Origin of the sequence: Microbacterium testaceum (assembly GCF_029761935.1) — a bacterium.
In the GTDB taxonomy this organism is placed as follows: Bacteria; Actinomycetota; Actinomycetes; order Actinomycetales; family Microbacteriaceae; genus Microbacterium; species Microbacterium testaceum_A.
Window position 1 is genome coordinate 2,340,027 of sequence record NZ_CP121699.1, and the last position, 25,210, is coordinate 2,365,236.

A 25,210-nucleotide genomic window follows, 5' to 3' on the forward strand; every position below is an offset into this window, starting at 1 on the left:
CCAGCTCGCCGTCCGAGGCGACCCGCGCGAACTAGCATGGGCCGGTGACCACGCCGCCCCTTTCCGCCGAGCAGCAGGCGCTGTTCCGGCTGATCGAGGACACCCGCGAGCACGTCTTCGTCACCGGGCGCGCGGGCACGGGCAAGTCGACCCTCCTGCAGCACCTGGCGTGGAACACCAAGAAGCAGATCGCGGTCTGCGCACCCACGGGGGTGGCCGCGCTCAACGTCGAGGGACAGACGATCCACTCGCTGTTCCGCCTGCCGATCGGGCTCATCGCGAACGGCGATATCGACCAGAACGACGCCACGCGCAAGATCCTGAACGCCATCGACACCCTCGTGATCGACGAGATCTCGATGGTCAACGCCGACCTGATGGATGCCATCGACCGCTCGCTCCGCCAGGCGCGCGGTCGACGCTCGGAGCCGTTCGGCGGCACCCAGATCGTCATGTTCGGCGACCCGTACCAGCTGGCGCCCGTGCCGCCGCGTGGGGACGAGGCGCGCTACATCCGAGATCACTACCGCTCGTTCTGGTTCTTCGACGCGAAGGTGTGGTCGGGCGAGGCCGCCAGCGACGGTCTCATCGACATCGGCCGCCACGGGGCCGACCTGCACGTGAACGAGCTCGTCGAGATCCACCGGCAGTCCGACCCCGGGTTCAAGCAGCTGCTGAACGCCGTGCGGTACGGCCGGGTCACCGCCGAGATGGCCGGGGTGCTCAACACCGCGGGTGCGCGCACGCCCCCGCACCCGGCCGACGGCGAGCACCCGATCATCACGCTCGCGACCCGCAACGACCGCGTCAACACGATCAACCGCAAGCACCTCGATGAGCTCATCGGTCGCACGCAGACCGCGAACGCCGAGATCTCGGGCGACTTCGGGCGCGGCGAGGCGAACTACCCGGCCGAGATGGAGCTGACGCTCAAGGTCGGTGCACAGGTGATGTTCCTGCGCAACGACGGCGCGCAGTTCGGCGAGGCTCCGCGCTGGGTCAACGGCACGATCGGCACCGTGACCCGCATCGCCGGCGACAGCGTGCGCGTCGAGGTCGACGGCATCCAGCACGATGTCGAGCCGGCCGTGTGGGAGAGGTACCGCTACGCGTACGACCCGGGGACCAAGAACCTCTCGCGCGAGATCGTCGCGGAGTTCACGCAGTTCCCGCTGCGCCTGGCGTGGGCCGTGACGATCCACAAGTCTCAGGGCAAGACCTACGACCGAGCGGTCGTCGACCTCGGGGCGGGGGCCTTCGCCCCGGGGCAGACCTACGTCGCCCTCAGCCGTCTCACCTCGCTCGACGGCCTCTACCTCACGCGGCCGCTCAAGCCGAGCGACATCCGGGTCGACGAGGACGTCCGACGCTTCATGAAGCAGGCGTGGCTCTCGCGGCAGGACGCCGCGAAGGCGTGAGCCTCACGCGACCTGGTGGGCCTTCGCGCGGGTGAGGTCGGCGAACAGCTCGGTGGTGAACCGGTACGCGACGAGCACCTCGGCGATCACCCGCTCCTTCTCGCGGTCGTCCCACGGCGCGGCGTCGAGCTGTTCGCGATAGACGGTCTTGAACGCCTTGGGATCGGCGATGTCGCCGAACAGCAGGAAGCCGATGCCGTTGGTCTCGAAACCGAACCGGCGCCGCATCAGGCGGCCGATCGACGGACCGCCCGACAGATCGCCGAGCAGGCGGGTGTAGTGGTGGGCGACGAAACCGCCGGGCCAGGTGGCGGCCACGCGGCGGATACGCGACACGTAGGCCTGCGTCGTGGGAAGAGGGGCGATGCGCTCGCGCCAGTCGGCACCGATCAAGAAGGCCAGGTCGGCCTCGAGAGCGGGAAGACGCGAGAGTCGGCCTTGGAGGAACACGGATGCCACGGGATCGGTCCGCATGCGGCTCGCCGCCTCTTCGAGGGCCGCGTAGATGAACCAGTGCTGGGCGATGAGGGCGATGTAGTCGTCGCGCGTGCCGGCGCCCGTGAGCAGGTCGGTCATGAAACCGTCGCACTCGCTGGGGGAGTGCGCGTCGCTGGAACGCTCGCGCAGAGCTGTCGAGAACGGGACGACGGCGTTCATGCGGCCATCTTACGCACAGAGTTAGGTTCCCCTAACCCCTATTTCCCTCCGGGCTCGCTCGGCGTCAGCCGCGTCGTGATGCAGACGTGACGGTAACGGGGGCGCAAGCGGCCCTTTCGTTCAGGTGCCGTGTGTTTGAATCTTCGGAGCGGGCGCTTCGTCGCGCGCGGAAGTGCTGGGGGTTTCACATGCGGGCATGGCGTCGTTCCGCGGCCATCGCGATCGCGGGCGCGAGCGTGCTCGCCGTCGTCCTGAGCGGCTGCACGCCGGAAGGCTCGGTCTCGGTCAACGTCCCCGCGCAGGTCGACGCGCCGCTGCCCGAGGCGACGGTGACCGAGCTGCAGAACGCCGTGACCGCGGCCATGACCGCGACGGGCTCCACTGGCGCGATCGTGGGCGTCTGGGCGCCGTGGAGCGGCACGTGGGTGTCGGGCATGGGAACCCAGGGACCCGGCGGCGCAGAGGTCACCGCGGACCTCGGATTCCGCGCGGGCGATGTCACCGGCGCGATGACGTGCGACGTGCTCTACCGCTTGGCCGCAGACGGCAAGGCGTCGCTGAGCGATCCCGTCACCAACTGGGTCAGCAACCTCCCCGGGTACGAGGACATCACGCTCCGTCAACTCTGCGACGGCACCTCGGGCCTCGCGTCCTACACCTCGGTGCTCGACGGCCAGGTGGCGAAGAACCCCGAGCGCGTGTGGAACCCGCGCGAGCTCATGACCTACGGCATCGCGAGCCCCCGGACCAACGCCCCCGGTGTGGCCTTCTCCGACTCGGCGACCGACTACGTGCTCGCCGGTCTCGCCGCCGAGCGCATCGCCAACGAGCCGCTCTCCCAGCTCATCGCCGAGCGCGTCACCGAGCCCCTGGGCCTCGGCGCGACCGGACTCCCCGACCCCGCCCCGGCGGATCCGGCAGCGGTCTCGCTCTCGGGCTACTGGTCGCAGCAGAACGCCGAGGGCGCCTGGAACTGCACCGACCCGGGCGACTACACCGACATGTCCTCGAGCTACGGCGGCGCCGCGGCGGGAGCCGTGACGAACATCACCGATCTGGGGCGGTACGCGCAGGCGCTCGCCACGGGTGCGCTCCTGCCCGCCGGGAACGACCGATTCGCCGCCCCCGTGCCCGTCGGCGGCGATCAGCCCACGTGGTTCACCGCCGCGGGCGGCGCCTTCCAGGCGGGATCGCTCATCGGTCAGTACGGATCGACCCCGGGGTACCTGGTCGGCGCCTTCGCCGACCCGACGACGGGGATGTCCATCGCGGTCGTGCTGAACAACTCCGGCGGCAACAAGACCACGGGCGCGTGGCTGGCCTGGGAGCTCGCGGCGATCGCGTCGAAGGCTCCGGCCGCCCAGGGGCAGACGGCTCCGCAGGCGGGGCTGCCGTGGACCGCCGAGCAGATGCGTGACAACATCGCCGGCAACGCCATCTGCGCTCCTCCCGCCGGATGACCCCGCGATGACCGCGCGCGGCGGGCAGGGGTCGGCCGCCTCGCTCGTGCTCGTCGGACTGGCGTGCCAGGAGGTCGGCGCGTCGTTCGCCGTGATGCTTTTCCCCGAGACCGGACCGCTCGGCATCGTCATGCTGCGGCTGCTCTTCTCGGCCGTCCTGCTGCTCATCATCGCCCGCCCGCGTCTGCGCGGGCACACGGGCTCCGCGTGGCGCTCCGTGGTCGGTTTCGGCGTGGTGCTGGCATCCATGAACGGACTGTTCTACCTCGCATTGGAGCGGCTGCCGCTGGGCGTGACCGTGACCATCGAGGTGCTCGGGCCCCTCACGCTGTCGATCCTCACCGCGACGGGTGTCGCCCGCTGGGTGTGGGCCGGACTCGCGCTGGGCGGCGTCGTCGCCCTCGGAGCCGGAGGATGGGACCGCCTGGACGCCCTCGGCGTGCTCTTCGCGTTGGGCGCAGCGGTGAGCTGGGCCCTGTACATCCTCGCCTCGGCGCGGGTGGGTCGGGAGTTCCCGCGACTCGACGGCCTCGCGCTCGCGATGGCCGTGGGGGCCGTCATCGCCCTGCCGTTCGGCATCGCCCAGGCCGGATCGGCCCTGTTGCGCCCCGACATCCTGGCCCTCGGCGCCGCGGTCGCGCTGCTGTCGTCGACCATCCCCTACGCCCTGGAACTCGTCGCCCTCCGCCGTCTGGCGGCGTCTGCCTTCGCGATCCTGATGAGCCTCGGCCCGGCCACCGCCTCGATCGCCGGGTTCCTGCTGCTCGGTCAGCACCTGTCGTGGCTCGAGCTGGCCGGAATCGCCCTGGTGATCACGGCCAGCATCGGCGCCGTCCTCGCCGCCGCGCGCCGCAGCGCCGGGGCGCGGCATTTGGGACCGGACGCCGAAGAACCCCTCAGCGAGCCGATCGGCTGAGCGGATGCCATGACCCCGGCGACTCCGCAAGGGGTCTCTCGCGCACCCGGGCGGTGGCGAGGATGACCGGATGAGCGACGACGATCAGACGAAGAAGGATTTCGACGAGGCGGTCAACATGACCGCGAGCGAGCTGAAGAAGTGGCTCGACACCGACGAGTCGAAGTCCGTCGGCCAGAAGAAGGACGGCGGGGAGTCGACCGGGCACGAGAGCGGGCGGCACATCGTGCGCATCCTCGAGAAGAGGAAGGCCGACCTCACCGACGACGACTACGCGCACATGCGCAAGGTCGTCGGCTACGTCAAACGGCACAGCGCGCAGAAGCCGAAGGGCGACATCACCGACACCGACTGGCGGTACTCGCTCATGAACTGGGGCAACGACCCGAAGAAGTGACCCCGTAAGGACATCGTGAGGGTCGGCGCGACGGGGCCCGCGCGCATAGGCATCCGGGGTACAACGGACTCATGCCCATCATCGACAGCGCCGTGTACGTCGACGGTCACCGCATCGAGAACCCGGCCAGCCTCGACCAGACCTTCGAGTACATGGAGGCCCACGGCGGTATGGCGTGGATCGGCCTGTTGCGGCCCTCGCCCGAGGAGCTCGAGCGCGTCGCCGCCGAGTTCTCGCTGCACCCGCTCGCCGTCGAGGACGCTCTCGCCGGCCACCAGCGCGCGAAGCTCGAGCGCTACGGGGGCAACCTCTTCGCGGTGCTCCGACCCGCGCGCTACATCGACGAGACCGAGACGGTGGAGTTCGGCGAGCTCCACGTCTTCATCGGCCCCGACTACGTCGTGACCGTGCGTCACGCCGAGGTTCCCGACCTCTCGCAGGTGCGCCGAAGACTCGAGAAGAACCCCGACCTGCTCGCGCGCGGTCCCGAGGCGGTGCTCTACGCGATCCTCGACGAGGTCGTCGACCAGTACGACCCCGTGGCCCGCGGCCTGCAGAACGATGTCGACGAGATCGAGGACCAGCTGTTCGGCGAGGGCGGCGCGGATCTCACGCAGCGCATCTACGAGCTCGCGCGCGAGGTCATCCACTTCCAGCGGGCGACCGAACCCCTGCGCGACATGCTCGAAGCCCTGCTGCGCGGGGCCGACAAGTACGGCGTCGACCTCGAGCTGCAGCGCTCGCTGCGCGACGTGCTCGATCACGTACTGCGACAGTGCGAGAAGCTCACGGCGCTCCGGGCGATCCTCGACAACGCTCTCACCGTCAACGCGACGCTGGTGACGCAGCGACAGACCGAGACCTCGCTGAAGCAGAACGAAGAGGTCAAGAAGATCTCGGGGTGGGCGGCCATCCTGTTCGCGCCGTCCCTCGTGGGCGGCATCTACGGCATGAACTTCAAGAACATGCCCGAGCTCGATTGGACCTTCGGGTACCCCATGGCCCTCGCCCTGATGGCCGCCACCTCGATCGGACTGTGGTTCGCGTTCAAGCGCAAGCAGTGGCTCTGAACGCTCCCGCCGGGGCACGGCATCCGATGCGGGATGCCGACACTGCGGCGCGCTTGCTGGACAGACGCTGCGCAATTCGCACGATGGGTACGTGACCGACTCCTCCCCCCGCTCGAGCGACGCCGCAGAGCCGCCCCGCACCACCTCGACCGTGCAGCTCGAGGACGACGGGTACCACAAGCGCCTGACGTCGCGTCAGGTGCAGATGATCGCGATCGGCGGTGCGATCGGAACGGGCCTGTTCCTCGGCGCCGGCGGCCGCCTCGCGCAGGCCGGCCCCGCGATCGTGCTCTCCTACGCCGTGTGCGGGTTGTTCGCGTTCTTCATCCTCCGCGCGCTCGGCGAGCTCGTCCTGCACCGCCCCACGTCGGGGTCGTTCGTGTCGTACGCGCGCGAGTTCTTCGGTGAGAAGGCCGCGTTCGTCTCGGGCTGGTTCTACTGGATCAACTGGGCCACGACGACCATGGTCGACATCACCGCCGCCGCGCTCTACATGAACTTCTTCGGCAAGTACGTGCCGTGGATCGGCGCCGTCCCGCAGTGGGTGTGGGCGCTCGCCGCCCTCGTGACGGTCCTCGCCGTCAACCTCGTCTCGGTCAAGGTGTTCGGCGAGCTGGAGTTCTGGTTCGCGCTCATCAAGGTCGCCGCCCTCGTGGCGTTCCTGCTCGTCGGCATCTACTTCGTCGTCTTCGGCACCCCCACGGGTGCGCCCACCGGGTTCTCGCTGATCGCCGACAACGGCGGGTTCTTCCCCAACGGCATCCTGCCCGCCATCATCCTCATGCAGGGCGTGGTGTTCGCGTACGCCTCGATCGAACTGGTCGGCACCGCCGCCGGCGAGACCAAGAACCCCGAGAAGGTCATGCCCCGCGCGATCAACTCGGTGATCTTCCGCGTCGCGGTCTTCTATGTCGGCTCGGTGCTGCTGCTGTCGCTCCTGCTGCCCTTCACCGCGTACTCGAAGGACGAGAGCCCCTTCGTGACCTTCTTCGCCTCCATCGGCGTTCCCGGCGTCGACGTGATCATGAACCTCGTCGTGCTGACCGCCGCGCTGTCGTCGCTGAACGCGGGGCTGTACTCCACCGGCCGCATCCTGCGCTCGATGGCGGTCGCGGGCTCGGCGCCGAAGTTCGCCGCGCGCATGAACAAGGCGGGCGTGCCCTACGGCGGCATCGCGATCACCGCGTTCGTGGCCCTCTTCGGTGTCGTGATCAACTTCGTGGCCCCGAGCGACGCGTTCGAGACCGTGCTGAACGTCGCCGCCGTCGGCATCCTGGTCACGTGGGCGACCATCATGCTCTGCCAGATGAAGTTCAAGCGCCTCACCGACCGCGGCGAGCTGGTGCGCCCGGCCTTCCGACTGTTCTGGGCGCCGTACACGGGCTACGCGACGCTGCTGTTCCTCGCCATCGTGCTCGTGCTGGTGTTCATCGACTCGCCCGCGACCCTGCTCGTGGCCGTCATCGCGAGCATCGCCATCACGATCGGGTGGTTCGCGTGCCGCACGCGCATCGCGGAGCTGGCGGCCGAGCGCGAGGGGTACACGGGCACGGTGCCGGTGGTGCCGAGCCCCTTCCCGAAGCCGCGCGACAAGAAGGACTGAGCCCGCGCGGCACCCGCGCGCGGCGCTGCGCAACGGCCTGCGCGCCGAGCCCGCCGAGCCCGCCGGCGCGCCGGGCGCGCTGGCGATGTGAGGAGTGACCGGCGGCGCTGCAGGCCGGAGCGTCGGTGCCGATCCGCCTGGGGGCGTCACGAGAACCGGATTGGCACCCGAACAGGCCGATTCGGCGCGGATCGGACTGTTCTCGTCGCATCCCCCGTTCTCGTGGGGCGCAGCGCGGTGCCGGACCGCGTCAGCGCGCGGACCGACCGAGGTGGAACGGGCAGGACGACGGCGCATGCGCCCGGCGCACGCGTCCACCCGAGCGCGGCTTGGTCGGCATCCGTCGCCTGTTCACCTCGAGCCCGCGGCCGCTGATGCGGATGCGCGGGTCGCTGAGGACGGCGATGGATGCCGCGAGCCCGGCGATCGCGAGCTTCTCTCCGGGGCAGCGGTGGCCGGTGCGGACGTCGGCGCCGCCGTGGGGGACGAACGCGCGGATCGCCTCGTAGTCGTCGACGCCGACGAAGCGCTCGGGGGCGAAATCGGAGGGACGCTCCCACTCGCGGGTGTCGGTGTCGGTGCCGAGGATGTCGAGCACGACCCGCCCGCCCGCCGGCACGCGCTGACCGTCGAGCTCGATGTCGGTCTCGGCCCACGCGGGCAGCATCGGCACGAAGGGGGCGGTGCGGCGGATCTCCTGCGCGAAGGCCATCGCGAGCTCTCCGCCGACGAGCGTCCCGCGTTCGGTCGTCTCGGCGGCGATGCGCTCGCGCCACTCGGGGCGGTCGTGCAGTTCTTTCGCGGCGAAGGCGACGAAACGCGAGACGGCGATCATGGGCCGGAAGCTGTTCTGCAGCTCGATCCCCGCGGTCTTCGCGGAGAGGAGTTCGCCGTCCTCGTCGGGGTGGTGCGCCCACGCGTGCAGGGCCGTGTTCTCGGCGGGGCGCAGGGTGCCGGCGCGTACCGCGTCGATGAGCTCGGCAGCGTGACGGTCGGACCACCGGCGGTTGATGAGCGCGAGCGCGAACTCGGGGGAGTAGGGGACGCCGAAGCCGTCGACGATCTGCGCCTGGCGCTTCGCCCAGCGGGTCTGCGCCGACGCGGTACCGGGGATCCCGGCCCAGCGCATGATCGACCGGCCGAGGGCGCCCACCGCCGCGTCGTACGCCGAACGCTGGCCGCCGGCGACCCAGGCGTCGAGTTCGCGCTGCCACTGCCCGTCGAGCTCGGGGAGCAGGCGCTGCACCTCAACGTCGTCGTACAGCACGTCGACGAAGGTCGCCTTGCGGTGGCGGTGCTCGGCGCCGTCGAGGCTGTGCACCGATGCGTGGCCGAAGAGCGACTCCTGGATGAAGGCGGGCATGGCGCCGTGACGACGGATACGCGACTCGTCGTAGAAGAGCTCCACCCCCTCCTCGCCGCGCACGAACAGCGCCTCACGCCCGAGCAGGCGGAACGGCACGGCGCGGGCACCGCGGTCGGCCCGACGCCACAGGTGCGAGCCGAAGCCGTATCCACGGATCAGAAGAGAGAGCGAGTCATCACGGAGCAGGGCGAGGGGGGATGCCATGCCCTCACGGTTCCACGCGGAGCGACGGCCGCCGAGGGGGCGGCGCGACCGCGGGTCGGTGTGATAACCCTCAGCGCCACTGCTCCGGCGGCGTCAACGGCACGAGCGGTGGAATGGCGGGCGTCGTGCGCAGGTCGATCCGTCGGCCCTCGCGTGCCGACAGGGGGAGCGCCGTCACGATCTCGGTGACGTGCAGGGCGATCTCGCCGCTCGCCCGCCCGTGGCCCCGCACCATGTCGACGAGGCCGACCCCTCGCCCCGCCCCCACGTACCCCGCGCTCACCGGCAGGGCGACCCACCCGTCCGAGCCGACGGCGTGATGACGCACCTCGCCGTCGAAGTCGTTCGGGTCGGGGACGGCCAGCGACCCGGCTTCGCCGTGTACCTCGATCGGCGCGGCCGTGGTCCCGCCCGCGTCGAAGCTGAACGTCACGCTCGATAGGGCGCCATTCGCGTGCCGGAGGGTGCCGGTGACGTGGGTGTCGACCTCGACGGGAATGCGCTCGCCCGCCCGCGGCCCCGACCCGATCTCGCGTTCGGTCCGCCCACGCGAGACTTCTCCGCTGACCGACACGACCGGGCCGAGCAGGTGCACAAGAGAGGTCAGGTAGTACGGCCCCATGTCGAAGTGGGGCCCTCCGCCCTCGCGGTAGTAGAAGTCGGGATTCGGATGCCAATGCTCGTGGCCCGGCGAGACCCAGGTCGCGGTGGCCGCCGTCGGCCGACCGATGAGGCCGCTCTCGATGGCCGCCCGGGCCGTCTGGACCCCCGTGCCGAGCACCGTGTCGGGGGCGCTCCCGACGGCGACGCGGGCGGCCGTGGCATCCGCCATCACGCGCTCCGCGTCGGCGAGCGTCGTGGCGAGCGGCTTCTCGCCGAACACGCCTTTGCCCGCGGCGATCGCGGCGCGAGCGATCTCGGCGTGCGCGGCGGGGATGGTGAGGTTGACGACCACGTCGACGTCGTCCGCGGCGAGCAGCTCGTCGACGCCGAGCGCGCGGGCCGAGGGGAGGGCCTCGGCGACCTCGGCCGCGCGATCGGCGCGCAGGTCGGCAACGGCGACGATCCGGACGGCGGGATGGTCCCTCAGGGTGCGGAGGTATTGGTCGCTGATGACCCCGAGGCCGATCAGCCCGATGCGCGTCGGCTCGTCCACAGCAGTCCCCTTTCGATGATGGTCCGCACGTGCGGGTCGGTCAGAACGCCGGGGTCGTGACCGGGCGTCGCGACGAAGACGCGCCCCCGCCCCCATTCGCGCGTCCAGACCGCGGGGGAGACGATCGGTCGGTGCCACGGCTCCTCACCGCGCACCGGGTGCGTGGTCGTGGCCAGGACGTCGTTCAGGTCGTCGTGCAGCACCCAGTACTGCTCCGTGACGAGGGGGAAGTCGTCGATCCCGCTCGTGATTTCATGCGTTCGCCCGAGGTCGGTGATCTCGATACGGTGCTCGACGAAGGCGTCGGTCGCCGGATCGACGCGGTCGCCCGGGTCTTTCCGGGGGTGCGCGGCGAACTGCCCGCCGACCAGCTGCAGGTACGCGGCGTCGTGGCGGTACGAGTCGACGATCCCGCCGTGCCACCCGGCCAGACCCGTGCCCGCGGCCACCGCCGCGCGGAGACCTTCGATGCTCTCGGCGTCGGCCTCGCTCATCGTCACGGCCTGGACGACGAGGTCGACACCGCTCATGACATCGGCGTCGGTGTAAATGCGGGGGGACTCCTCGATCCGCACCTCGAAGCCGTTGCTCCGCAGGAACGGCAGGAACATCTCGGTCGTCTCGACGGGGTGGTGCCCGTCCCACCCGCCGCGCACGATCAGCGCCGTCCGTGACGTCATCGTCCCTCCTCCGCTCCGGATGCCGGCTCCGGCTCCCGTATCGACGCCTCACGCTACCGTCGGCCACCGACATGGCCCAGGGCCCTGCGCGAACGGGCCGAGCCCGTGGCATCCCGTCCGATAATGGAGCTGTGGAGGTCTGGGAGACGCGCGAGTGGTTCGCCGACTATCTCGAGGCACTCAACCGCCACGACCTCGAAGCGGTTCGCGGGCTGCTGCACCCCGCCGTGCGTCGTGCGCACCTTCCCGCGGGGGCGGAGGCCTGGATCGCCGACCTCGCCGAACTGTGGCACGGCTTCCCGGATTGGCAGTGGAAACGCATCCAGCTGATCGTCGAGGACGACCGTCTGGCGGTGCACCTGCGGGGCGGGGGATCGCACACGGGCTCGTTCGGCCACGTGAGCCCGACTCGGCGGCGGGTGAACATCGCGTCTTTCGCGATGTACCGTCTCGAGCGCGGCCGGATCGTCGAGGCGAGCGGCACCGACGATCCCGCGCAGATCCTTCTCGCTCTCGGCTGAGTCGGAGCGCGTGCGGTCGGGGTCTATCGCGTCGCGCGATCTGTCAAGGGCGGCCGTATGTCGGGGGGTCCGGGTACGGTCGCTCTCGCCCGTTTCCATCCCGGGTAGAAAGAGGGGCGACCATGGTGTCTCACGACCGCCCCGGCGCCGGAGTCGTGTGGGCTCGCGTCGAAGACGGCTTCCATGTCGGTAGCAGGAACGGTGTGTTCCTGGGGTACATCGACCGCCAGACCGACGGCGCGTTGCTCGCGTACGACGGTCGTTCGCGCCTCGTCGGCCGCTTCGACGCGCTCACTGCCGCCATGGCCGCCGTGACCAACGATCAGCCCCCGCAGGACGCCGAGATCACCCTCCGCGAAGTGCGGGTTCCCGCGCCTCGGTCGATCGACGGCGAGAAGGCCTCATGAGCTCCGACCTCGTCTCCATCTCCTACGTCAGCGCGGCCGCCGAGCCGTTCGACGACGACCGGCTGCACGACCTGCTCGCGCAGAGCCGCCGCTCGAATCACGAGCACGACCTCACCGGCATGCTGCTGTACCGTCGCGGACGCTTCTTCCAGGTGCTCGAGGGGCCGCAGGATGCCGTGGACGAGCTCATGACGAAGATCCGTCGCGACCCGCGTCATACCGGTGTCCGCGTGCTGCTCACGGAGCACATCGACGACCGTCGATTCACCGAGTGGACGATGGGGTACGAGCCGATCGGCACCCCCACCACTCCCGCTCCCGAGGGGTTCCGCGACACCTTCGACGATCTCGAGGCCGACGACGAGGACGCGAGCATCCGCGCCGTGCGCGAACTCACCGTGTGGTTCCGCGCCCGGACCGCGAGCGACGACTGACGCAGAGGCCCCCACGGGTCGGGCGCGGTAGCGTCGCGGGGTGACCTCCCACCCCGCAGGCTCTCGTCGACGCGCCCGCTCTGTCGCCCGCATCGCCGCCGCCGTGGGCGTGCTCGGGGTCGTGCTGTTCGCCTACGGGCTACGCATCGCCGCGGACGACCCCGGCTTCTTCGACTTCTTCGGGTACTTCACCAATCAGACGAGCAGCCTGACGGCGCTCGTGCTGATCGGCGTGGGTGCCCGGGGCGCGGCGGATCGACCCGTGCCCGTCGGGCTCGCTCTCGCGTGGGCGATCGGGGCGGCCTGCCTCATCGTGGTCGCCGTCGTCTACAACGGTCTCGTCCCGGGGACGGGATCGGCCCCACCGTGGGTGAGCACGGTGCTGCACCTCGTCTTCCCGCTGCTCGTCGTCGTCGACATCGCCACGGCTCCCGATCGTCCCCGACTCGCGTGGCGCCACCTCTGGTGGGTGCTGCCGTACCCCGTGGTGTGGGTCACGGTCGTCCTCGTGCGCGGCGCCACCGACGGATGGGTGCCCTACGGCTTCCTTCTGCCCGAGCGGGGTCTCGCCTCTCTCGTTCTGCACGTGGTCGGCATCCTGGCCCTGCTCCTGCTCGCGGCCACGGCGGTCTGGGCGCTCGGTCGTCGACCCCGACGCGCCCCGTCGTCATAGCGGCGGGTCGAGGGCGCGGAGCGCGGCATCCATCCGCTCCGCCATGTACGCGTAGCCGGTGTCGTTCGGATGCAGGCCGTCGGCGGCCATCCAGCTGTCGGACGAATCGGCGTAGTGACCATCGAGCCAGTGGCTGGCCCCCGCGATGTGGTCGGCGCCGATCCGCGCGGCGGCGTCTTCGACCCACCCCGCGATGACGTCGACCGACGCCGGGCGGTCCGCGGTGTACCAGAAGGGCTCGACGACGACGATGCGCGCGTCGGGCAGGCCCGCGCGCAAGCGCTCGAGGTCGCTGTCGATCGTTTCGCGGATGCGGTCGGCCGCGCGGTCGTAGCTGAAGTTGTCGTTCAGGCCCATCGTGACGAAGACGAGGTCGGGATCGTCCGCGATCACCTGGGAGGGGATGTCGTCGAGGCCCGGCCCCATCGAGGCGCGGCGGTTGACGAACCCCAGGCCGTTCTCGCTGCGGTTGATCTCCTGCCACCCGCGCTCGGCCGAGACGATCGTCGACCAGCGCTTGTCGTTTGCGCTCGCACCCGTGCCGCGCGTGTACGAATCGCCGTAGAACGACACGACCGGGCCGGTCGCGGCGGGGGCCGGTGCCGCGGTCGGGGCCGCGCACCCCGAGACGATGAGGAGGAAGGATGCCGCGGAGACCAGGCCGAGGAGTCGTCGCGCACGCATGACCCCATTCTCGGCGGCGATCACTGCTCGGGGGCCGGGGGAACCGATTCTGCGGAGAGGCGTTCGACGTGGCGTGCGATGCGCGCCGCACGGGTGGCCGGCGTCGCCGCCGTGACCACGGGGTGCAGGACGGAGTAGCGCTCCGCCTTCGTCAGGGCGTCGAAAGCGCGCGCCGCGTCGGGGACGGCGTCGAGCGCCGCGCGCAGATCGGCCGGCACCTCGATCGCCGCGGAGCCCTCGTACGCGCGCTCCCAGCGGCCGTCGGCGTGGGCGCGGGCGATCTCGTCGGCCCCGCGCGGGCGCATGCGGCCCTCGTCGGTGAGGCGTGCCACGTGATCGACGTTGCGTTTCGACCACACCGAGCGGGCGCGGCGCGGGGTGAAGTGCTGCCGGAAGGTGGCGGCATCCCGAGACTGCTTCCGCCCGTCGATCCACCCGCTGCAGAGGGCCTCGTCGAGGGCCTGGGCGTAAGAGAGCGACGTGGGCGAGGTCGTGCCCTTCTTGGCGAGCACCAGCCACACGCCGTCGCTGGTGTCTTCGTGGGTGTCGAGCCACGACCGCCATCGTGCGGCGTCGTCGACGATCAGTTCGGGGGCTTCAGGCACGATCGCGGTCCTTTCCGACGGCTCACCGGACCTTAGCGCGGACCCCCGACACGCGCGCCCTATCGGAGCGGGCGCCCCACGGCAACCGGCCCCCGCCGACGCGCTCGAGAGGAGATCATCGCTGAATGCGCAGTGTGACCTATGCCGGTGAGACCGTGACCACGACCGACGACGTGGCGGAGGCCCTGGTCCAGCTGACGGCGTCGATCGCCGCTGAGGGGCAGGCGGAGGCCGTGAGCATCCCGATCGTCACCGACGGCGGTGAGGAGGAGGCCGAGCTCGTCATCGGCGTCGGCAACGACGTCCTCAGCGCTCCGGCCGACTGGACGGGTGAGGAGCCCGACTTCTCGTGGGCGGCGGAAGAGCTGCGTCAGCACAAGCGCTTCCCCCAGGCGCCGGCTATCGCCGTCGAGCAGCCGAGCGAGGACGCGAACCCCGACGCGTTCTGGGACCCCGACCTCGACGGGTTCACCCGCGCCTGAGCGGGCCCGCCCCTGGTCAGGCCGTGTTCGCACGGCCGTCGGCCCCCGCACCCCGTGAGGGAGCTCGTCAAGCCCACCCCCGCTCCCGCGCTCGGACGTAGCGTGGGTCATCCGCACCGGAGGTGACCGGTTCATCGCCCCGGTGCGTGAGCCCCGGACAGTTCGGGCGGCCCGCCGTTTCGCGGTGCCGCCCGGACGCTCGTACCGGGAGGATGGGGGCATGTTGCACTCCCTCGTCACCGGTGCCTCGCGCGGGATCGGTCGGGCCATCGCCGTCGCCCTCGCTTCACGCGGCGACCGCGTCGCCGTCCACTACGGCCACGACCGCGCCGCCGCCGAAGAGACACTCGCCCTGCTCCGCGGAGACGGGCATCTGCTCGTCGGCGGCGACCTGTCCGACCCGGCGACGGCGGAGCGCGTGGTCGGCGATGTCCTCTCGGCCTTCGGACGCATCGACGTTCTGGTCAACAACGCCGCGATCGCCCCGAGCCCCGAGACCTCGCACCCGATCGCTACCGTCGACTACGCCACCTGGCATCGCACGTGGGAGCGGATGGTCGACGTCGACCTGAACGCCCCCGCGAACATGGTCTTCCTCGTCGCGCGATCCTTGATCGAGCGGGGGTTGCCGGGGTCGATCGTGAACGTCGGCTCGCGCGGCGCCTTTCGCGGCGAGCCGGAGTTCCCCGCCTACGGTGCGGCGAAGGCGGGCCTGCACGCGATGGGTCAATCCGTCGCCGTCGCTCTCGCGCCCCACGGCATCGCGGTCACGAGCGTCGCCCCCGGCTTCGTCGGTACCGACCGGCAGCAGCAGAAGCTGACCGGGGCGGAGGGTGACGGCATCCGAGATCAAAGTCCCTTCGGTCGCGTGGCCACGCCCGAAGAGGTGGCGGATGCCGTGGTGTACCTCAGCGCGCCCGGCTCGCAGTGGGCATCGGGAACGATCCTCGATCTGAACGGCGCCTCGCACCTGCGCACGTGACGGCCGGCACGAGTCAGGATCCCGCCGGACGCACTGCGGTCATGTGCTCCACGAGCGTGGCGGGAGTGCGCCTTGGCGCGGGCGACAGTGCCGTATAGACGTCGCCCCAGGTGAGCATCAGGTGCGCGCGGCTCCCCGTCGCGGCAGTCCATCGCCCGGCCTCGTCCAGCCGTTCCGCGTGATCGCGCAGCGGTGAGGCGTCGGTCATCCACACGCCCGCGCCGCTGATCTGCCACGACTCGCGCACGCGACGCGCGAACGGTCGGCTCCGCCACACCAGCCACGCCCACGGTCCGAGCCACACGGCCGCGCCGAGCGCCACGCTCCACGAGACGGAGGCGGCGTGGTGCACGAGGACGGCTGCGGCGATCCCGCAGAAGAAGCCGACGGTGGGCCAGATGACGGCGGCGTTCCAGGCGAGCCGCTCCTCGGGGGTGCCGTTCGGGGGGAGCACCCGCAGGTGCTCGACGACGAGCCCGTGTCCGCTCAGCCGTCGTTCGTACGAGCCCCAGGTGCCGCTGACGTGAGAGGGGGAGCCGGTGTTCGATCGCACGTAACGATGGTGCGCTCACCCGATTCGCCCCGCGAGGATCCTCACGATACCCATGCGGCAGGCGCAACGCGTCCGAGTCGTGCACACCGGCGAACAGCCGTCTCCACAGCTGTGGATAACTTTGTGGAAAGTGTGTGTGGAAACCGGCACCGCCTGTGCAAACAAGTGTGGATAAGCCCCGGATTCGTTAACGTGTTCGAAACTACACGCGCGTAATTTCGCGGAGTGGCGGGCCGGCGTCGGCGCTTCGCCCTGTGGAGAATCCCCGACCGGATGCCACCGCCTCGGGTCTCAGCCCATCACGCTGCCGAAGATCCTGGCGGCGCCCACAACGCACATCGCGACCCAGAACAGCGTCCACGCCAGCAACGTGTAGCCCCAGATCGCCTCACCCACGCTCATCCGACCGCGGCGGAAGCGAACACCGAGTGCCGCTCCGATGATGAGCACGATCGCGACCACGGCCGCGACGACGGGCTGCTGCCACACGACCAGCAGAGGAAGGGCGAAGATGATCGCCAGCGCCGCAGCGGTGTAGTTCACACCGGTGGACTGCGCCTGCACGACCTGCAGAGCGATGAAGGCCACCACGATGAGCGCGATCGCGACGACCTGCAGCCACCCGAGCGCCTTCACCCAGAACGGCAGACCCGGCCTCTCGATCCCCGCGGCATCCGTTCGATCTTCCGAGATCTCCGTCATGACGTCCCCCTTCGTCGGTCCCCACCCTGGCGGGTCGCGGCGACGGGGCGGGGAGGGGTTGACGTGCGGCGGCGCCGGACTACCCGAGGGTTCGCTTCACGGCAACACGAAAGCCCTCCCGGGCGGCCGATGGCCACCCGTGAGGGCTTTGAGGGGCTGACGGGAATCGTCCCCACCGCCTCTCCACGCGCCGCTGCGCAGCGCGCGGAGCCTCTGGCGGCGTGGGCCCACCCGCTGCGGGTTCGGTTCCTACGGCACCCACACAAAAGGTCCGTTCCATCGCCAAGGCGATGAACCGGACCTTTGAGGGGCTGACGGGAATCGAACCCGCGCTATCTGCTTGGGAAGCAGAAGTTCTGCCATTGAACTACAGCCCCGTGCGCCTTGCGGCGACCCGGCCAGCATAACAGCGTCCGCGCGGCATCCCTCGGCATCCGCCCCGAGATCGCATCCGCCGGCGAAACCGCATCCGTTCGTCGAGTGCGCGTTCCTGTGCGTGCGACAGCGTGCGTTCTCGGCGAACGGATACGTCCTCGCGCACCATGCGCGCGGCGAACCCGGTCACCTCGACGCGGCCCACCCGGGCAAACAGGGTGACACAGGCAGCACGGGCGCGGGCCCCGCCTCTAGGCTGGGGCCGTGCTGCTCTCCGATCGCGACATCCGGGCCGAACTCGACGCGAAGCGCCTCGGCCTCGAGCCCTTCGACCCGGCCATGATCCAGCCCTCGAGCGTCGACGTGCGTCTGGACCGGTACTTCCGGTTGTTCGACAACCACAAGTACCCCTTCATCGACCCGGCCGAGGATCAGCCCGAGCTCACCCGCCTCATCGAAGTGGAGCCCGACGAGCCGTTCATCCTTCACCCGGGGGAGTTCGCGCTCGGATCGACGTTCGAGCGCGTGAGCCTGCCCGACGACGTCGCCGCACGGCTCGAGGGCAAGTCGTCGCTCGGGCGCCTGGGGCTGCTCACGCACTCCACCGCGGGCTTCATCGACCCGGGCTTCTCGGGCCACGTCACCCTGGAGCTGTCGAACGTCGCGACGCTGCCGATCAAGCTGTGGCCCGGCATGAAGATCGGGCAGGTCTGCTACTTCCGGCTCACCTCGCCGGCCGAGAACCCCTACGGCTCCGGCCCCTACGGCAACCGCTACCAGGGGCAGCGCGGACCGACGGCCTCGCGGTCGGCGCTGAACTTCCACCGCACCGACGTCGGTTCGACCGACGCGGGGTCCGCGGGACGCTGACGAAACGACGACGCGGCGGGCTCCCGAGGGAGGTCCCGCCGCGTCGTGTTCTCGATGATCACTCGGATGCCGCGGACTCGCGCCCACGGATGAATCCGGCGTCGAAACCGCGCTCGTAGGCGCGCTCCGCTGCGCGGTGTCCGCGCTCGTGCCGGTGGCCGGGGTTGCCGTGGCGGTGCTCGCCGTGCGCGCCGGAGCCGTCCGCGGCTGCGTGGTCGCCGTCGGGTCGGTGCCCGTCGGTGTGTCCGCCGTGCCGGGGTCCGAAGCCGTGGTGGGCGTTGCCGCCGTCACCGCGTCGGTGATCGCGCTCGCCGCCGCCGAAGCGGGGGCCGCCGCGCATGCCGGGGCCGAATCCGCGGCCCGAGCCGGGGCCGAACGGGCCGTGACCGAAGCCGAATCCGCGGGGTCCCCGCGGGCCTGCCGTCTCGGCGTCCTCGTCGAGCCCGAGGGTGGCGGAGATCGCGTCGAGAGCGGCGTTGAGGCGCTCGATCTCGTCGGCCGGGACCTGGGAGAGAAGCGCCTGGCGATCGGCATCCACTCGATCGAGGATCTGACGACCCTCGTCGGTGAGCGTCCAGCCGTCGCCGGCGGGGGCGATCCATCCCCGGTCGGCGAGGGCGCTGATGCGCTTTCCGCCGCGGGCGATGCGGTCGCTGATCCACGGGGCGTCGAGGCGCCCGTCGATCACGGAGAGGACCATCACGGTCTTCGGGTGCAGGTCGCTGTCGCGTAGCTGCGCGAACAGGCGGTGGTGCAGCGCGTGGCCGACCGTCGTGAGGCGGTGGGCGAGGCTGCGGGAATCTGAGGGTGTGGGGGTGTTCATGGAGGGGTCCTTTCGTCGGCGGTCGATCCGCCATTGCATGTCATGTGACAACGAATGTACTGTGACATGCATTCCTGATGCTTGTCAAGCGACATGTAAAATCTCCCCATGTCCACCGACCCCGCCGACGAGATCGCCGCCGCCCTCGGGCGCCTGCGTGGACGACGACCGCGGCCGCCCTTCGCGGGTGACGGCCACCGCCACCCGCACGGTGAACACGGCGGCGGGCACGGGGGGCCGTGGGGGCGGGGCGCTCCGCCCTGGGTCGCCGATCCCGCGCACGGGCGCTTCGGCGGCCCCGCGCGGCTGCGCATGCTCGACGCGTTGATCGCGGCATCCGGGTCGCTGTCCGTCAGCGAGATCGGCGAAGCCGTGGGCGTCGATCAACCCCGCGCATCGCGACTCGTGCAGCAGGCGGCGCAGATGGGACTGGTCGTGCGCGAGCCCGACCCCGACGACGCCCGCCGCACGCGTGTGCGGCTCACGCCCGAGGGCGAGGGGCTCGTATCGGGATTCCGCGGACGTCGAAGGGATGCCGTGCGCTCCGCGCTCGAGTCCTTCACCGACGCCGAGCGGGTGGAGTTCGCGCGTCTGCTGGCGAAATTCGCCGACTCCTGGCCGCGCGACTGACGTCCCTCTCCCGGCGGATCAGACGATGACGGCCGGCTTCGCCTTCACCGGGATGAGCAGCAGCAGCCCCGCGCCGAGGATCAGCACGATGCCCAGGATGCCGAGACGCGTGTCGCCCGTGATGCCCACGAACAGGGCGAACAGCCCGGGAGCGAGGAACGACACGGCGCGACCCGTCGTGGCGTAGAGACCGAAGATCTCACCCTCGCGCCCCTCAGGAGCGACGCGGGCGAGGAAGGACCGGCTCGCCGACTGGACAGGGCCGACGAAGGCGCACAGGCCGAGGCCGGTGATCCAGAAGGCGGCCTGCGACGTCCCGATGAAGAGGACGGCCCCGCCGAGCACGATGAGTCCGATCAGTGAGATGACGATGACGCGCTTCGGGCCGAACCGATCGTCGAAGCGGCCCGCGACGAACGTGCTCACCCCCGCCACCACGTTCGCCGCCACCGCGAAGTACAGGACCTGCGTCGAGCTGAAGCCGAACACCTGTGCGGCGATGATCGCGCCGAAGGTGAAGACGCCGGCGAGCCCGTCGCGGAAGACGGCGCTGGCCACGAGGAAGAGCAGTACCTCCCGGCTGTCGCGCCAGAGCGAACGCAGCGTGCCCCACAACACCACGTAGGAGCGGAAGAAACCGACCCGCACCTGGCGGCTGCGGGCGGGGATCTCCGGAACGCGCAGCAGCACCGGGATCGCGAACGCACCGAACCAGAGGGCGGATGCCAAGACGGCGAGGCGGATGTTCCATCCACCCTCCTTGGTCACGGCGAGGAGCCCACCGGCATCCGGATCTCCGAAGCTCTGGATGAAGAGCACCAGCAGCAGAAGAAGCAGCACGATGCCGCCGACGTAGCCCATTCCCCAGCCGAAGCCCGAGACGCGGCCGATGTTCTCGCGGGTGGAGACCTGCGTCAGCATCGCGTAGTAGTTGACGCTCGCGAACTCGAAGAAGACGTTTCCGACCGCGATCAGGGTCGCGCCCAGCACGAGGAACCCGGGGGTGCCCTCGACGAACACCATCGCCGCCATGGCCAGCACGACGAGACCGGTGTTGATGCCGAGCCAGAGCTTGCGGCGGCCGGTTCCATCGGAGCGCTGGCCGAGCACCGGGGCGACCAGGGCCACCACGATCCCCGCGATCATCAGCGCGACACCCACCAGGCTCGCGTTGTCGGCGAGGGCGCGCACGAGGGCCGGGTCCTTGTCGTTCCCGTTCGCGGCGGCCACGATCGTCGGGTCGACGAAGAGTTGGCTGGCCAGGTAAGTGCTGAAGACGAAGGTCGTCACGACCGCGTTGAACGCCGCCGACCCCCAGTCCCAGAGGGCCCAGGCGATCACCGGTCGGCGGTCGGTGGCGGGGGCTGCGGTGGTGCCGGGGGAGGACATGTCGGTCACGCTAGGGTCCTTCGGTGAACGCCCGGTACGGCCGGGGAGGCAGCCGCGCCGTCGTCGGCGCGCGGGTTCAGGTTAGACCCCGGCCCGCGCGAGAGCGCGGAGGAGACTACCGTGGAGTCATGGCATCCGAAACCCCCGTCGACTCCGCTGAAGCCGAGACCACTCCCGAGAAGCTCACCTTCGCCGATCTGGGACTGGATGCCGCTGTGCTCAAGGCCCTGAAAGACGTGGGCTACGAGACCCCGTCCGCGATCCAGGCGGCCACGATTCCCGTGCTGCTGCAGGGCCGCGACGTCGTCGGCCTCGCCCAGACCGGAACCGGCAAGACCGCCGCCTTCGCGCTGCCGGTGCTGTCGCAGATGGAGACCGGCCACAAGAACCCGCAGGCCCTCGTGCTCGCGCCCACCCGCGAGCTCGCGCTGCAGGTGTGCGAGGCGTTCGAGAAGTACGCCGCGCACATCAAGGGCGTCTCGGTGCTCCCCGTCTACGGCGGCCAGGGCTACGGCCAGCAGCTGTCGGCCCTGCGCCGCGGCGTCGACATCGTCGTGGGCACCCCCGGCCGCATCATGGACCACCTCGACAAGGGCACCCTCGACCTGAGCGAGCTGAAGTACCTCGTGCTCGACGAGGCCGACGAGATGCTCAAGATGGGCTTCGCCGAAGACGTCGAGACGATCCTCGCCGACACCCCCTCGACCAAGCAGGTCGCGCTGTTCTCGGCGACCATGCCCGCGCAGATCCGTCGCATCTCGGCGCAGTACCTCAACGATCCCGAAGAGATCACGGTCAAGACCAAGACCGCGACCTCGACGAACATCACCCAGCGCTACCTGATCGTGTCGTACCAGCAGAAGATCGACGCCCTCACGCGCATCCTCGAGGTCGAGAACTTCGAGGGCATGATCGTCTTCACCCGCACCAAGAACGAGACCGAGACGGTCGCCGAGAAGCTGCGCGCCCGCGGTTACACGGCCGCCGCGATCAACGGCGACGTGGCTCAGGTGCAGCGCGAGCGCACGGTCAACCAGCTCAAGAGCGGCAAGCTCGACATCCTCGTCGCCACCGACGTGGCAGCGCGCGGTCTCGACGTCGACCGCATCAGCCACGTGGTCAACTACGACCTGCCCATCGACACCGAGTCGTACGTGCACCGCATCGGCCGCACGGGCCGCGCCGGGCGCACGGGAGATGCGATCAGCTTCGTCACCCCGCGCGAGCGTCGCATGCTCACCGCGATCGAGAAGGCCACGCGCCAGCCGCTGACCGAGATGTCGCTGCCGAGCGTCGACGACGTCAACGCCACGCGCCTCACCCGCTTCGACGACGCCATCACCACGGCCCTCGAGGACACCGCCGCGATCGCGACGTTCCGCGACGTGGTCGCTCACTACGTGGCGCACCACGACGTGCCCGAGGCTGACGTAGCCGCGGCCCTCGCCGTGGTCGCCCAGGGCGACACCCCGCTGCTGCTCGAGGCCGAGGCCTTCCGCCAGCAGCGGTTCGACAACGACCGCCCCGCGCGCGACTCCGGTTCTCGCGAGGGAGGATCCCGCGACGGCGGTCCGCGTCGCGACTCCTCGGGTCGCTTCGCGACGTACCGCATCGCGGTGGGTCGTCGTCAGCGCGTCGAGCCTCGTCAGATCGTCGGCGCCCTCGCGAACGAGGGTGGTCTGCGCCGCAACGACTTCGGTGCGATCCAGATCCGTCAGGACTTCTCCCTCGTCGAGCTGCCCGTCGACCTGTCGAACGACACGATCGACCGCCTCGCCGACACCCGCATCTCGGGCCAGCTGATCGACCTGCGCCTCGACCAGGGCGGCCGTTCGGCCAAGCGCAGCGACCGGCCGCAGCGCCGCGATCGCGACCGCGACTGAGTCCACGGCATCCGTTCGGCGCCCCCGTACCCCGTTGAGGGTGCGGGGGCGTCGTGCGTCGTGGGAGCGCAATCGCGCGCACCATGTCCCACTTTTGGTTGCCTGGGGTGCGTTCAGGCAGCCCTTTTTGGGACATGGTCTGCGCAGATGGGGACATGGGTGGAGGGATGCCGTGACACCGCGCTGCGCAGAAGAGCCCGGGGCCGCGCGGGGGTGGGCGCTCGGGGCGACCGAGTTAGGTGGCGTCCGGAAGTTGAGCCAATTCATATCAAGTCGCCTTGACCTCGCGAACGGGCTCCGATAACCTTGAGTCATCGCGGCTCAACCCGCGCAGAGACTTTCACCAGAACCCCGAGTGCGGCAACGGCCGCGCTCACAAGCAAGGAGACACATATGCCCCGTGCAGTGGGAATCGACCTCGGTACGACCAACTCCGTCGTGAGCGTGCTCGAGGGTGGCGAGCCCAAGGTCATCGCCAACGCCGAGGGTTTCCGTACGACCCCCTCGGTCGTCGCCTACACGAAGGACGGCGAGGTGCTCGTCGGCGAGACCGCCAAGCGCCAGGCCGTCACCAACGTCGACCGCACCATCTCCAGCGTCAAGCGCCACATGGGCACGACCTGGACGTTCGACGTCGACGGCAAGAAGTGGACGCCGCAGGAGATCTCGGCCCGCATCCTGCAGAAGCTCAAGCGCGACGCTGAGGAGTACCTGGGCGACAGCGTGACGGATGCCGTCATCACGGTGCCCGCATACTTCAACGACGCCGAGCGTCAGGCCACCAAGGAGGCCGGTGAGATCGCGGGCCTCAACGTCCTGCGCATCATCAACGAGCCCACCGCCGCGGCCCTCGCGTACGGCCTCGACAAGGGCAAGGAAGACGAGCTCATCCTGGTCTTCGACCTCGGTGGCGGAACGTTCGACGTCTCGCTGCTCGAAGTGGGCAAGGACGACGACTTCTCGACCATCCAGGTGCGCGCCACCTCCGGTGACAACCGCCTCGGCGGTGACGACTGGGACCAGCGCGTCGTCGACTACCTCATCAAGCAGTTCAAGGACACCACCGGTGTCGACGTCTCGGGCGACAAGATCGCTCTGCAGCGCCTGAAGGAAGCGGCCGAGCAGGCCAAGAAGGAGCTGTCGAGCTCGACCTCGACCTCGATCAACCTGCCCTACCTGTCGCTGACCGACTCGGGCCCCGTCTCGCTGAGCGAGAACCTCACCCGCGCGAAGTTCGAGGACCTCACCAAGGACCTCCTCGACCGCACCCGCAAGCCCTTCTCCGACGTCATCCGTGAGGCCGGCGTCAAGGTCGACGACATCGCCCACGTGGTGCTCGTCGGCGGCTCGACCCGCATGCCCGCGGTCGCCGAGCTCGTCAAGAAGGAGACGGGTAAGGATGCCAACAAGGGCGTGAACCCCGACGAGGTCGTGGCCGTGGGCGCAGCCCTGCAGGCCGGTGTCCTCAAGGGCGAGCGCAAGGACGTGCTGCTCATCGACGTCACCCCCCTGAGCCTCGGCATCGAGACCAAGGGCGGCATCATGACCAAGCTCATCGAGCGCAACACGGCGATCCCCACCAAGCGAAGCGAGACCTTCACCACCGCCGACGACAACCAGCCGTCGGTCGCGATCCAGGTCTTCCAGGGCGAGCGCGAATTCACCCGCGACAACAAGCCGCTGGGCACCTTCGAGCTCACCGGTATCGCCCCGGCTCCCCGTGGCATCCCGCAGGTCGAGGTCACCTTCGACATCGACGCGAACGGCATCGTGCACGTGTCCGCGAAGGACAAGGGCACCGGCAAGGAGCAGTCGATGACCATCACGGGCGGCTCGTCGCTCCCGAAGGAAGACATCGAGCGCATGGTGCGCGAGGCCGAAGAGAACGCGGCCGACGACAAGAAGCGCCGCGAGTCCGCCGAGACCCGCAACCAGGCCGAGACCCTGTCGTACTCGATCGACAAGCTCATCAAGGAGAACGACGACAAGCTCCCCGCCGAGGTCAAGACCGAGGTGCAGGGCGACGTCGACGCGCTCAAGACGGCTCTCGCCGGTGACGACGACGACGCGGTCAAGACCGCGTTCGACAAGCTGAACGCCAGCCAGGGCAAGCTCGGCGAAGCCATCTACGCCTCGTCGCAGGCCGCGGGCGAGCCCGCCGACCCGAACGTGGGTCAGCCGGGCAACGGCGAGACGCCGAACCCCGAGGAAGACGTCATCGACGCCGAGGTCGTCGACGACGAGCCGACCGACGAGAACAAGAAGTAAGC

General features: G+C 70.1%; 26 protein-coding genes and 1 tRNA gene. 16 read left to right on the top strand and 11 right to left on the bottom strand.

All coding sequences use genetic code 11. From position 1 onward, the window contains the following. Nucleotides 1-44 precede the first annotated feature (44 nt). Nucleotides 45-1,418, top strand: coding sequence for an ATP-dependent DNA helicase (locus QBE02_RS11340; protein ID WP_056224774.1), 1,374 nt, complete (start codon nucleotides 45-47; stop codon nucleotides 1,416-1,418). Nucleotides 1,419-1,421: 3 nt separating this feature from the next. On the opposite strand, the gene QBE02_RS11345 is transcribed toward QBE02_RS11340, so the two are convergent. Beyond that, nucleotides 1,422-2,075 (bottom strand): heme oxygenase (biliverdin-producing), encoded by a 654-nt coding sequence (locus tag QBE02_RS11345; RefSeq protein WP_279365803.1) that lies wholly within the window; start codon nucleotides 2,073-2,075, stop codon nucleotides 1,422-1,424. A gap of 188 nt (nucleotides 2,076-2,263) precedes the next feature. On the opposite strand from QBE02_RS11345, the gene QBE02_RS11350 reads away from it, so the two are divergent. From QBE02_RS11350 to QBE02_RS11370, 5 genes are all read left to right on the top strand, one after another. After that, nucleotides 2,264-3,535 (top strand): serine hydrolase domain-containing protein, encoded by a 1,272-nt coding sequence (locus QBE02_RS11350; RefSeq protein ID WP_279365804.1) that lies wholly within the window; start codon nucleotides 2,264-2,266, stop codon nucleotides 3,533-3,535. Between the two features lie 7 nt (nucleotides 3,536-3,542). Further along, entirely contained in the window at nucleotides 3,543-4,451 is a 909-nt protein-coding gene (locus QBE02_RS11355; RefSeq protein ID WP_279365805.1) for an EamA family transporter, read from the top strand. 70 nt (nucleotides 4,452-4,521) lie between these two features. Continuing rightward, on the top strand, nucleotides 4,522-4,848 hold the full coding sequence (locus tag QBE02_RS11360) for a DUF3140 domain-containing protein (RefSeq protein ID WP_279365806.1): 327 nt from the start codon (nucleotides 4,522-4,524) through the stop codon (nucleotides 4,846-4,848). Between the two features lie 71 nt (nucleotides 4,849-4,919). Further along, nucleotides 4,920-5,918 carry a magnesium/cobalt transporter CorA gene (gene corA, locus QBE02_RS11365; protein WP_268102715.1) on the top strand — a complete coding sequence of 333 codons (999 nt, stop codon included), beginning with the start codon at nucleotides 4,920-4,922 and terminating at the stop codon, nucleotides 5,916-5,918. A gap of 151 nt (nucleotides 5,919-6,069) precedes the next feature. Then, nucleotides 6,070-7,521, top strand: a complete 1,452-nt coding sequence (locus QBE02_RS11370) for an amino acid permease (protein ID WP_279367883.1) — start codon at nucleotides 6,070-6,072, stop codon at nucleotides 7,519-7,521. Nucleotides 7,522-7,771: 250 nt separating this feature from the next. On the opposite strand, the gene QBE02_RS11375 is transcribed toward QBE02_RS11370, so the two are convergent. The 3 genes from QBE02_RS11375 to QBE02_RS11385 all read right to left on the bottom strand — a co-directional run bounded on the left by QBE02_RS11375 (nucleotide 7,772) and on the right by QBE02_RS11385 (nucleotide 10,927). Further along, complete coding sequence (locus QBE02_RS11375) at nucleotides 7,772-9,091, bottom strand: cytochrome P450 (protein ID WP_279365807.1); 1,320 nt, start codon at nucleotides 9,089-9,091, stop codon at nucleotides 7,772-7,774. A 70-nt stretch (nucleotides 9,092-9,161) separates the two neighbouring features. After that, nucleotides 9,162-10,247 (bottom strand): Gfo/Idh/MocA family protein, encoded by a 1,086-nt coding sequence (locus tag QBE02_RS11380; RefSeq protein WP_279365808.1) that lies wholly within the window; start codon nucleotides 10,245-10,247, stop codon nucleotides 9,162-9,164. Next, nucleotides 10,220-10,927 (bottom strand): ThuA domain-containing protein, encoded by a 708-nt coding sequence (locus tag QBE02_RS11385; RefSeq protein WP_279365809.1) that lies wholly within the window; start codon nucleotides 10,925-10,927, stop codon nucleotides 10,220-10,222. The genes QBE02_RS11380 and QBE02_RS11385 overlap by 28 nt, the downstream gene beginning before the upstream one ends. Nucleotides 10,928-11,058: 131 nt before the next feature. Between QBE02_RS11385 and QBE02_RS11390 the strand changes: the two genes are divergently transcribed. The 4 genes from QBE02_RS11390 (at nucleotide 11,059) to QBE02_RS11405 (ending at nucleotide 12,962) form a co-directional block, all read left to right on the top strand. Then, nucleotides 11,059-11,448, top strand: a complete 390-nt coding sequence (locus tag QBE02_RS11390) for an ester cyclase (RefSeq protein WP_279365810.1) — start codon at nucleotides 11,059-11,061, stop codon at nucleotides 11,446-11,448. 122 nt (nucleotides 11,449-11,570) lie between these two features. After that, complete coding sequence (locus QBE02_RS11395) at nucleotides 11,571-11,855, top strand: hypothetical protein (RefSeq protein WP_279365811.1); 285 nt, start codon at nucleotides 11,571-11,573, stop codon at nucleotides 11,853-11,855. Beyond that, nucleotides 11,852-12,289, top strand: coding sequence for a BLUF domain-containing protein (locus QBE02_RS11400; RefSeq protein ID WP_279365812.1), 438 nt, complete (start codon nucleotides 11,852-11,854; stop codon nucleotides 12,287-12,289). Before QBE02_RS11395 ends, QBE02_RS11400 begins: the two co-directional genes overlap by 4 nt. 40 nt (nucleotides 12,290-12,329) lie before the next feature. Next, nucleotides 12,330-12,962, top strand: a complete 633-nt coding sequence (locus QBE02_RS11405; protein WP_279365813.1) for a Pr6Pr family membrane protein — start codon at nucleotides 12,330-12,332, stop codon at nucleotides 12,960-12,962. Here the strand turns inward: QBE02_RS11405 and QBE02_RS11410 are convergent. Beyond that, on the bottom strand, nucleotides 12,957-13,646 hold the full coding sequence (locus QBE02_RS11410) for an SGNH/GDSL hydrolase family protein (RefSeq protein ID WP_279365814.1): 690 nt from the start codon (nucleotides 13,644-13,646) through the stop codon (nucleotides 12,957-12,959). The two genes, QBE02_RS11405 and QBE02_RS11410, sit on opposite strands and share 6 nt — an antisense overlap. A gap of 20 nt (nucleotides 13,647-13,666) precedes the next feature. Continuing rightward, on the bottom strand, nucleotides 13,667-14,251 hold the full coding sequence (locus QBE02_RS11415) for a YdeI/OmpD-associated family protein (RefSeq protein WP_279365815.1): 585 nt from the start codon (nucleotides 14,249-14,251) through the stop codon (nucleotides 13,667-13,669). A gap of 125 nt (nucleotides 14,252-14,376) precedes the next feature. Here QBE02_RS11415 and QBE02_RS11420 point away from each other — a divergent pair, with 125 nt between their 5' ends. Then, a complete protein-coding gene (locus tag QBE02_RS11420) occupies nucleotides 14,377-14,733 on the top strand; it encodes a hypothetical protein (protein WP_144783945.1) in 357 nt (118 codons plus the stop codon). Nucleotides 14,734-14,953: 220 nt separating this feature from the next. After that, nucleotides 14,954-15,715: an SDR family NAD(P)-dependent oxidoreductase gene (locus QBE02_RS11425; protein WP_279365816.1), complete on the top strand. Its 762-nt coding sequence runs from the start codon at nucleotides 14,954-14,956 to the stop codon at nucleotides 15,713-15,715. Nucleotides 15,716-15,728: 13 nt separating this feature from the next. Here the strand turns inward: QBE02_RS11425 and QBE02_RS11430 are convergent, their stop codons facing one another. From QBE02_RS11430 to QBE02_RS11440, 3 genes are all read right to left on the bottom strand, one after another. Further along, nucleotides 15,729-16,268 (bottom strand): DUF6611 family protein, encoded by a 540-nt coding sequence (locus QBE02_RS11430; protein ID WP_279365817.1) that lies wholly within the window; start codon nucleotides 16,266-16,268, stop codon nucleotides 15,729-15,731. Between the two features lie 291 nt (nucleotides 16,269-16,559). Continuing rightward, nucleotides 16,560-16,970 carry a hypothetical protein gene (locus QBE02_RS11435; RefSeq protein ID WP_279365818.1) on the bottom strand — a complete coding sequence of 137 codons (411 nt, stop codon included), beginning with the start codon at nucleotides 16,968-16,970 and terminating at the stop codon, nucleotides 16,560-16,562. Nucleotides 16,971-17,276: 306 nt separating this feature from the next. Beyond that, nucleotides 17,277-17,347: transfer RNA gene (locus QBE02_RS11440), tRNA-Gly, on the bottom strand. A gap of 262 nt (nucleotides 17,348-17,609) precedes the next feature. On the opposite strand from QBE02_RS11440, the gene dcd reads away from it, so the two are divergent. Further along, nucleotides 17,610-18,215 carry a dCTP deaminase gene (dcd, locus tag QBE02_RS11445; protein WP_279365819.1) on the top strand — a complete coding sequence of 202 codons (606 nt, stop codon included), beginning with the start codon at nucleotides 17,610-17,612 and terminating at the stop codon, nucleotides 18,213-18,215. 58 nt (nucleotides 18,216-18,273) lie between these two features. Here dcd and QBE02_RS11450 read toward each other — a convergent pair whose 3' ends face one another. Further along, on the bottom strand, nucleotides 18,274-19,038 hold the full coding sequence (locus QBE02_RS11450) for a hypothetical protein (protein ID WP_279365820.1): 765 nt from the start codon (nucleotides 19,036-19,038) through the stop codon (nucleotides 18,274-18,276). A 108-nt stretch (nucleotides 19,039-19,146) separates the two neighbouring features. Between QBE02_RS11450 and QBE02_RS11455 the strand changes: the two genes are divergently transcribed. Further along, the gene (locus QBE02_RS11455) at nucleotides 19,147-19,668 is read left to right on the top strand and encodes a MarR family winged helix-turn-helix transcriptional regulator (protein ID WP_279365821.1); all 522 of its coding nucleotides are present in this window, start codon (nucleotides 19,147-19,149) and stop codon (nucleotides 19,666-19,668) included. Between the two features lie 18 nt (nucleotides 19,669-19,686). Here QBE02_RS11455 and QBE02_RS11460 read toward each other — a convergent pair whose 3' ends face one another. Beyond that, nucleotides 19,687-21,057, bottom strand: coding sequence for an MFS transporter (locus tag QBE02_RS11460; protein WP_279367884.1), 1,371 nt, complete (start codon nucleotides 21,055-21,057; stop codon nucleotides 19,687-19,689). A gap of 128 nt (nucleotides 21,058-21,185) precedes the next feature. Between QBE02_RS11460 and QBE02_RS11465 the strand changes: the two genes are divergently transcribed. Together QBE02_RS11465 and dnaK are read left to right on the top strand one after the other, a co-directional pair. Next, a complete protein-coding gene (locus QBE02_RS11465; protein ID WP_279365822.1) occupies nucleotides 21,186-22,940 on the top strand; it encodes a DEAD/DEAH box helicase in 1,755 nt (584 codons plus the stop codon). A 393-nt stretch (nucleotides 22,941-23,333) separates the two neighbouring features. Next, nucleotides 23,334-25,208 (top strand): molecular chaperone DnaK, encoded by a 1,875-nt coding sequence (gene dnaK / locus QBE02_RS11470; protein WP_279365823.1) that lies wholly within the window; start codon nucleotides 23,334-23,336, stop codon nucleotides 25,206-25,208. The last annotated feature ends 2 nt before the right edge of the window (nucleotides 25,209-25,210 follow it).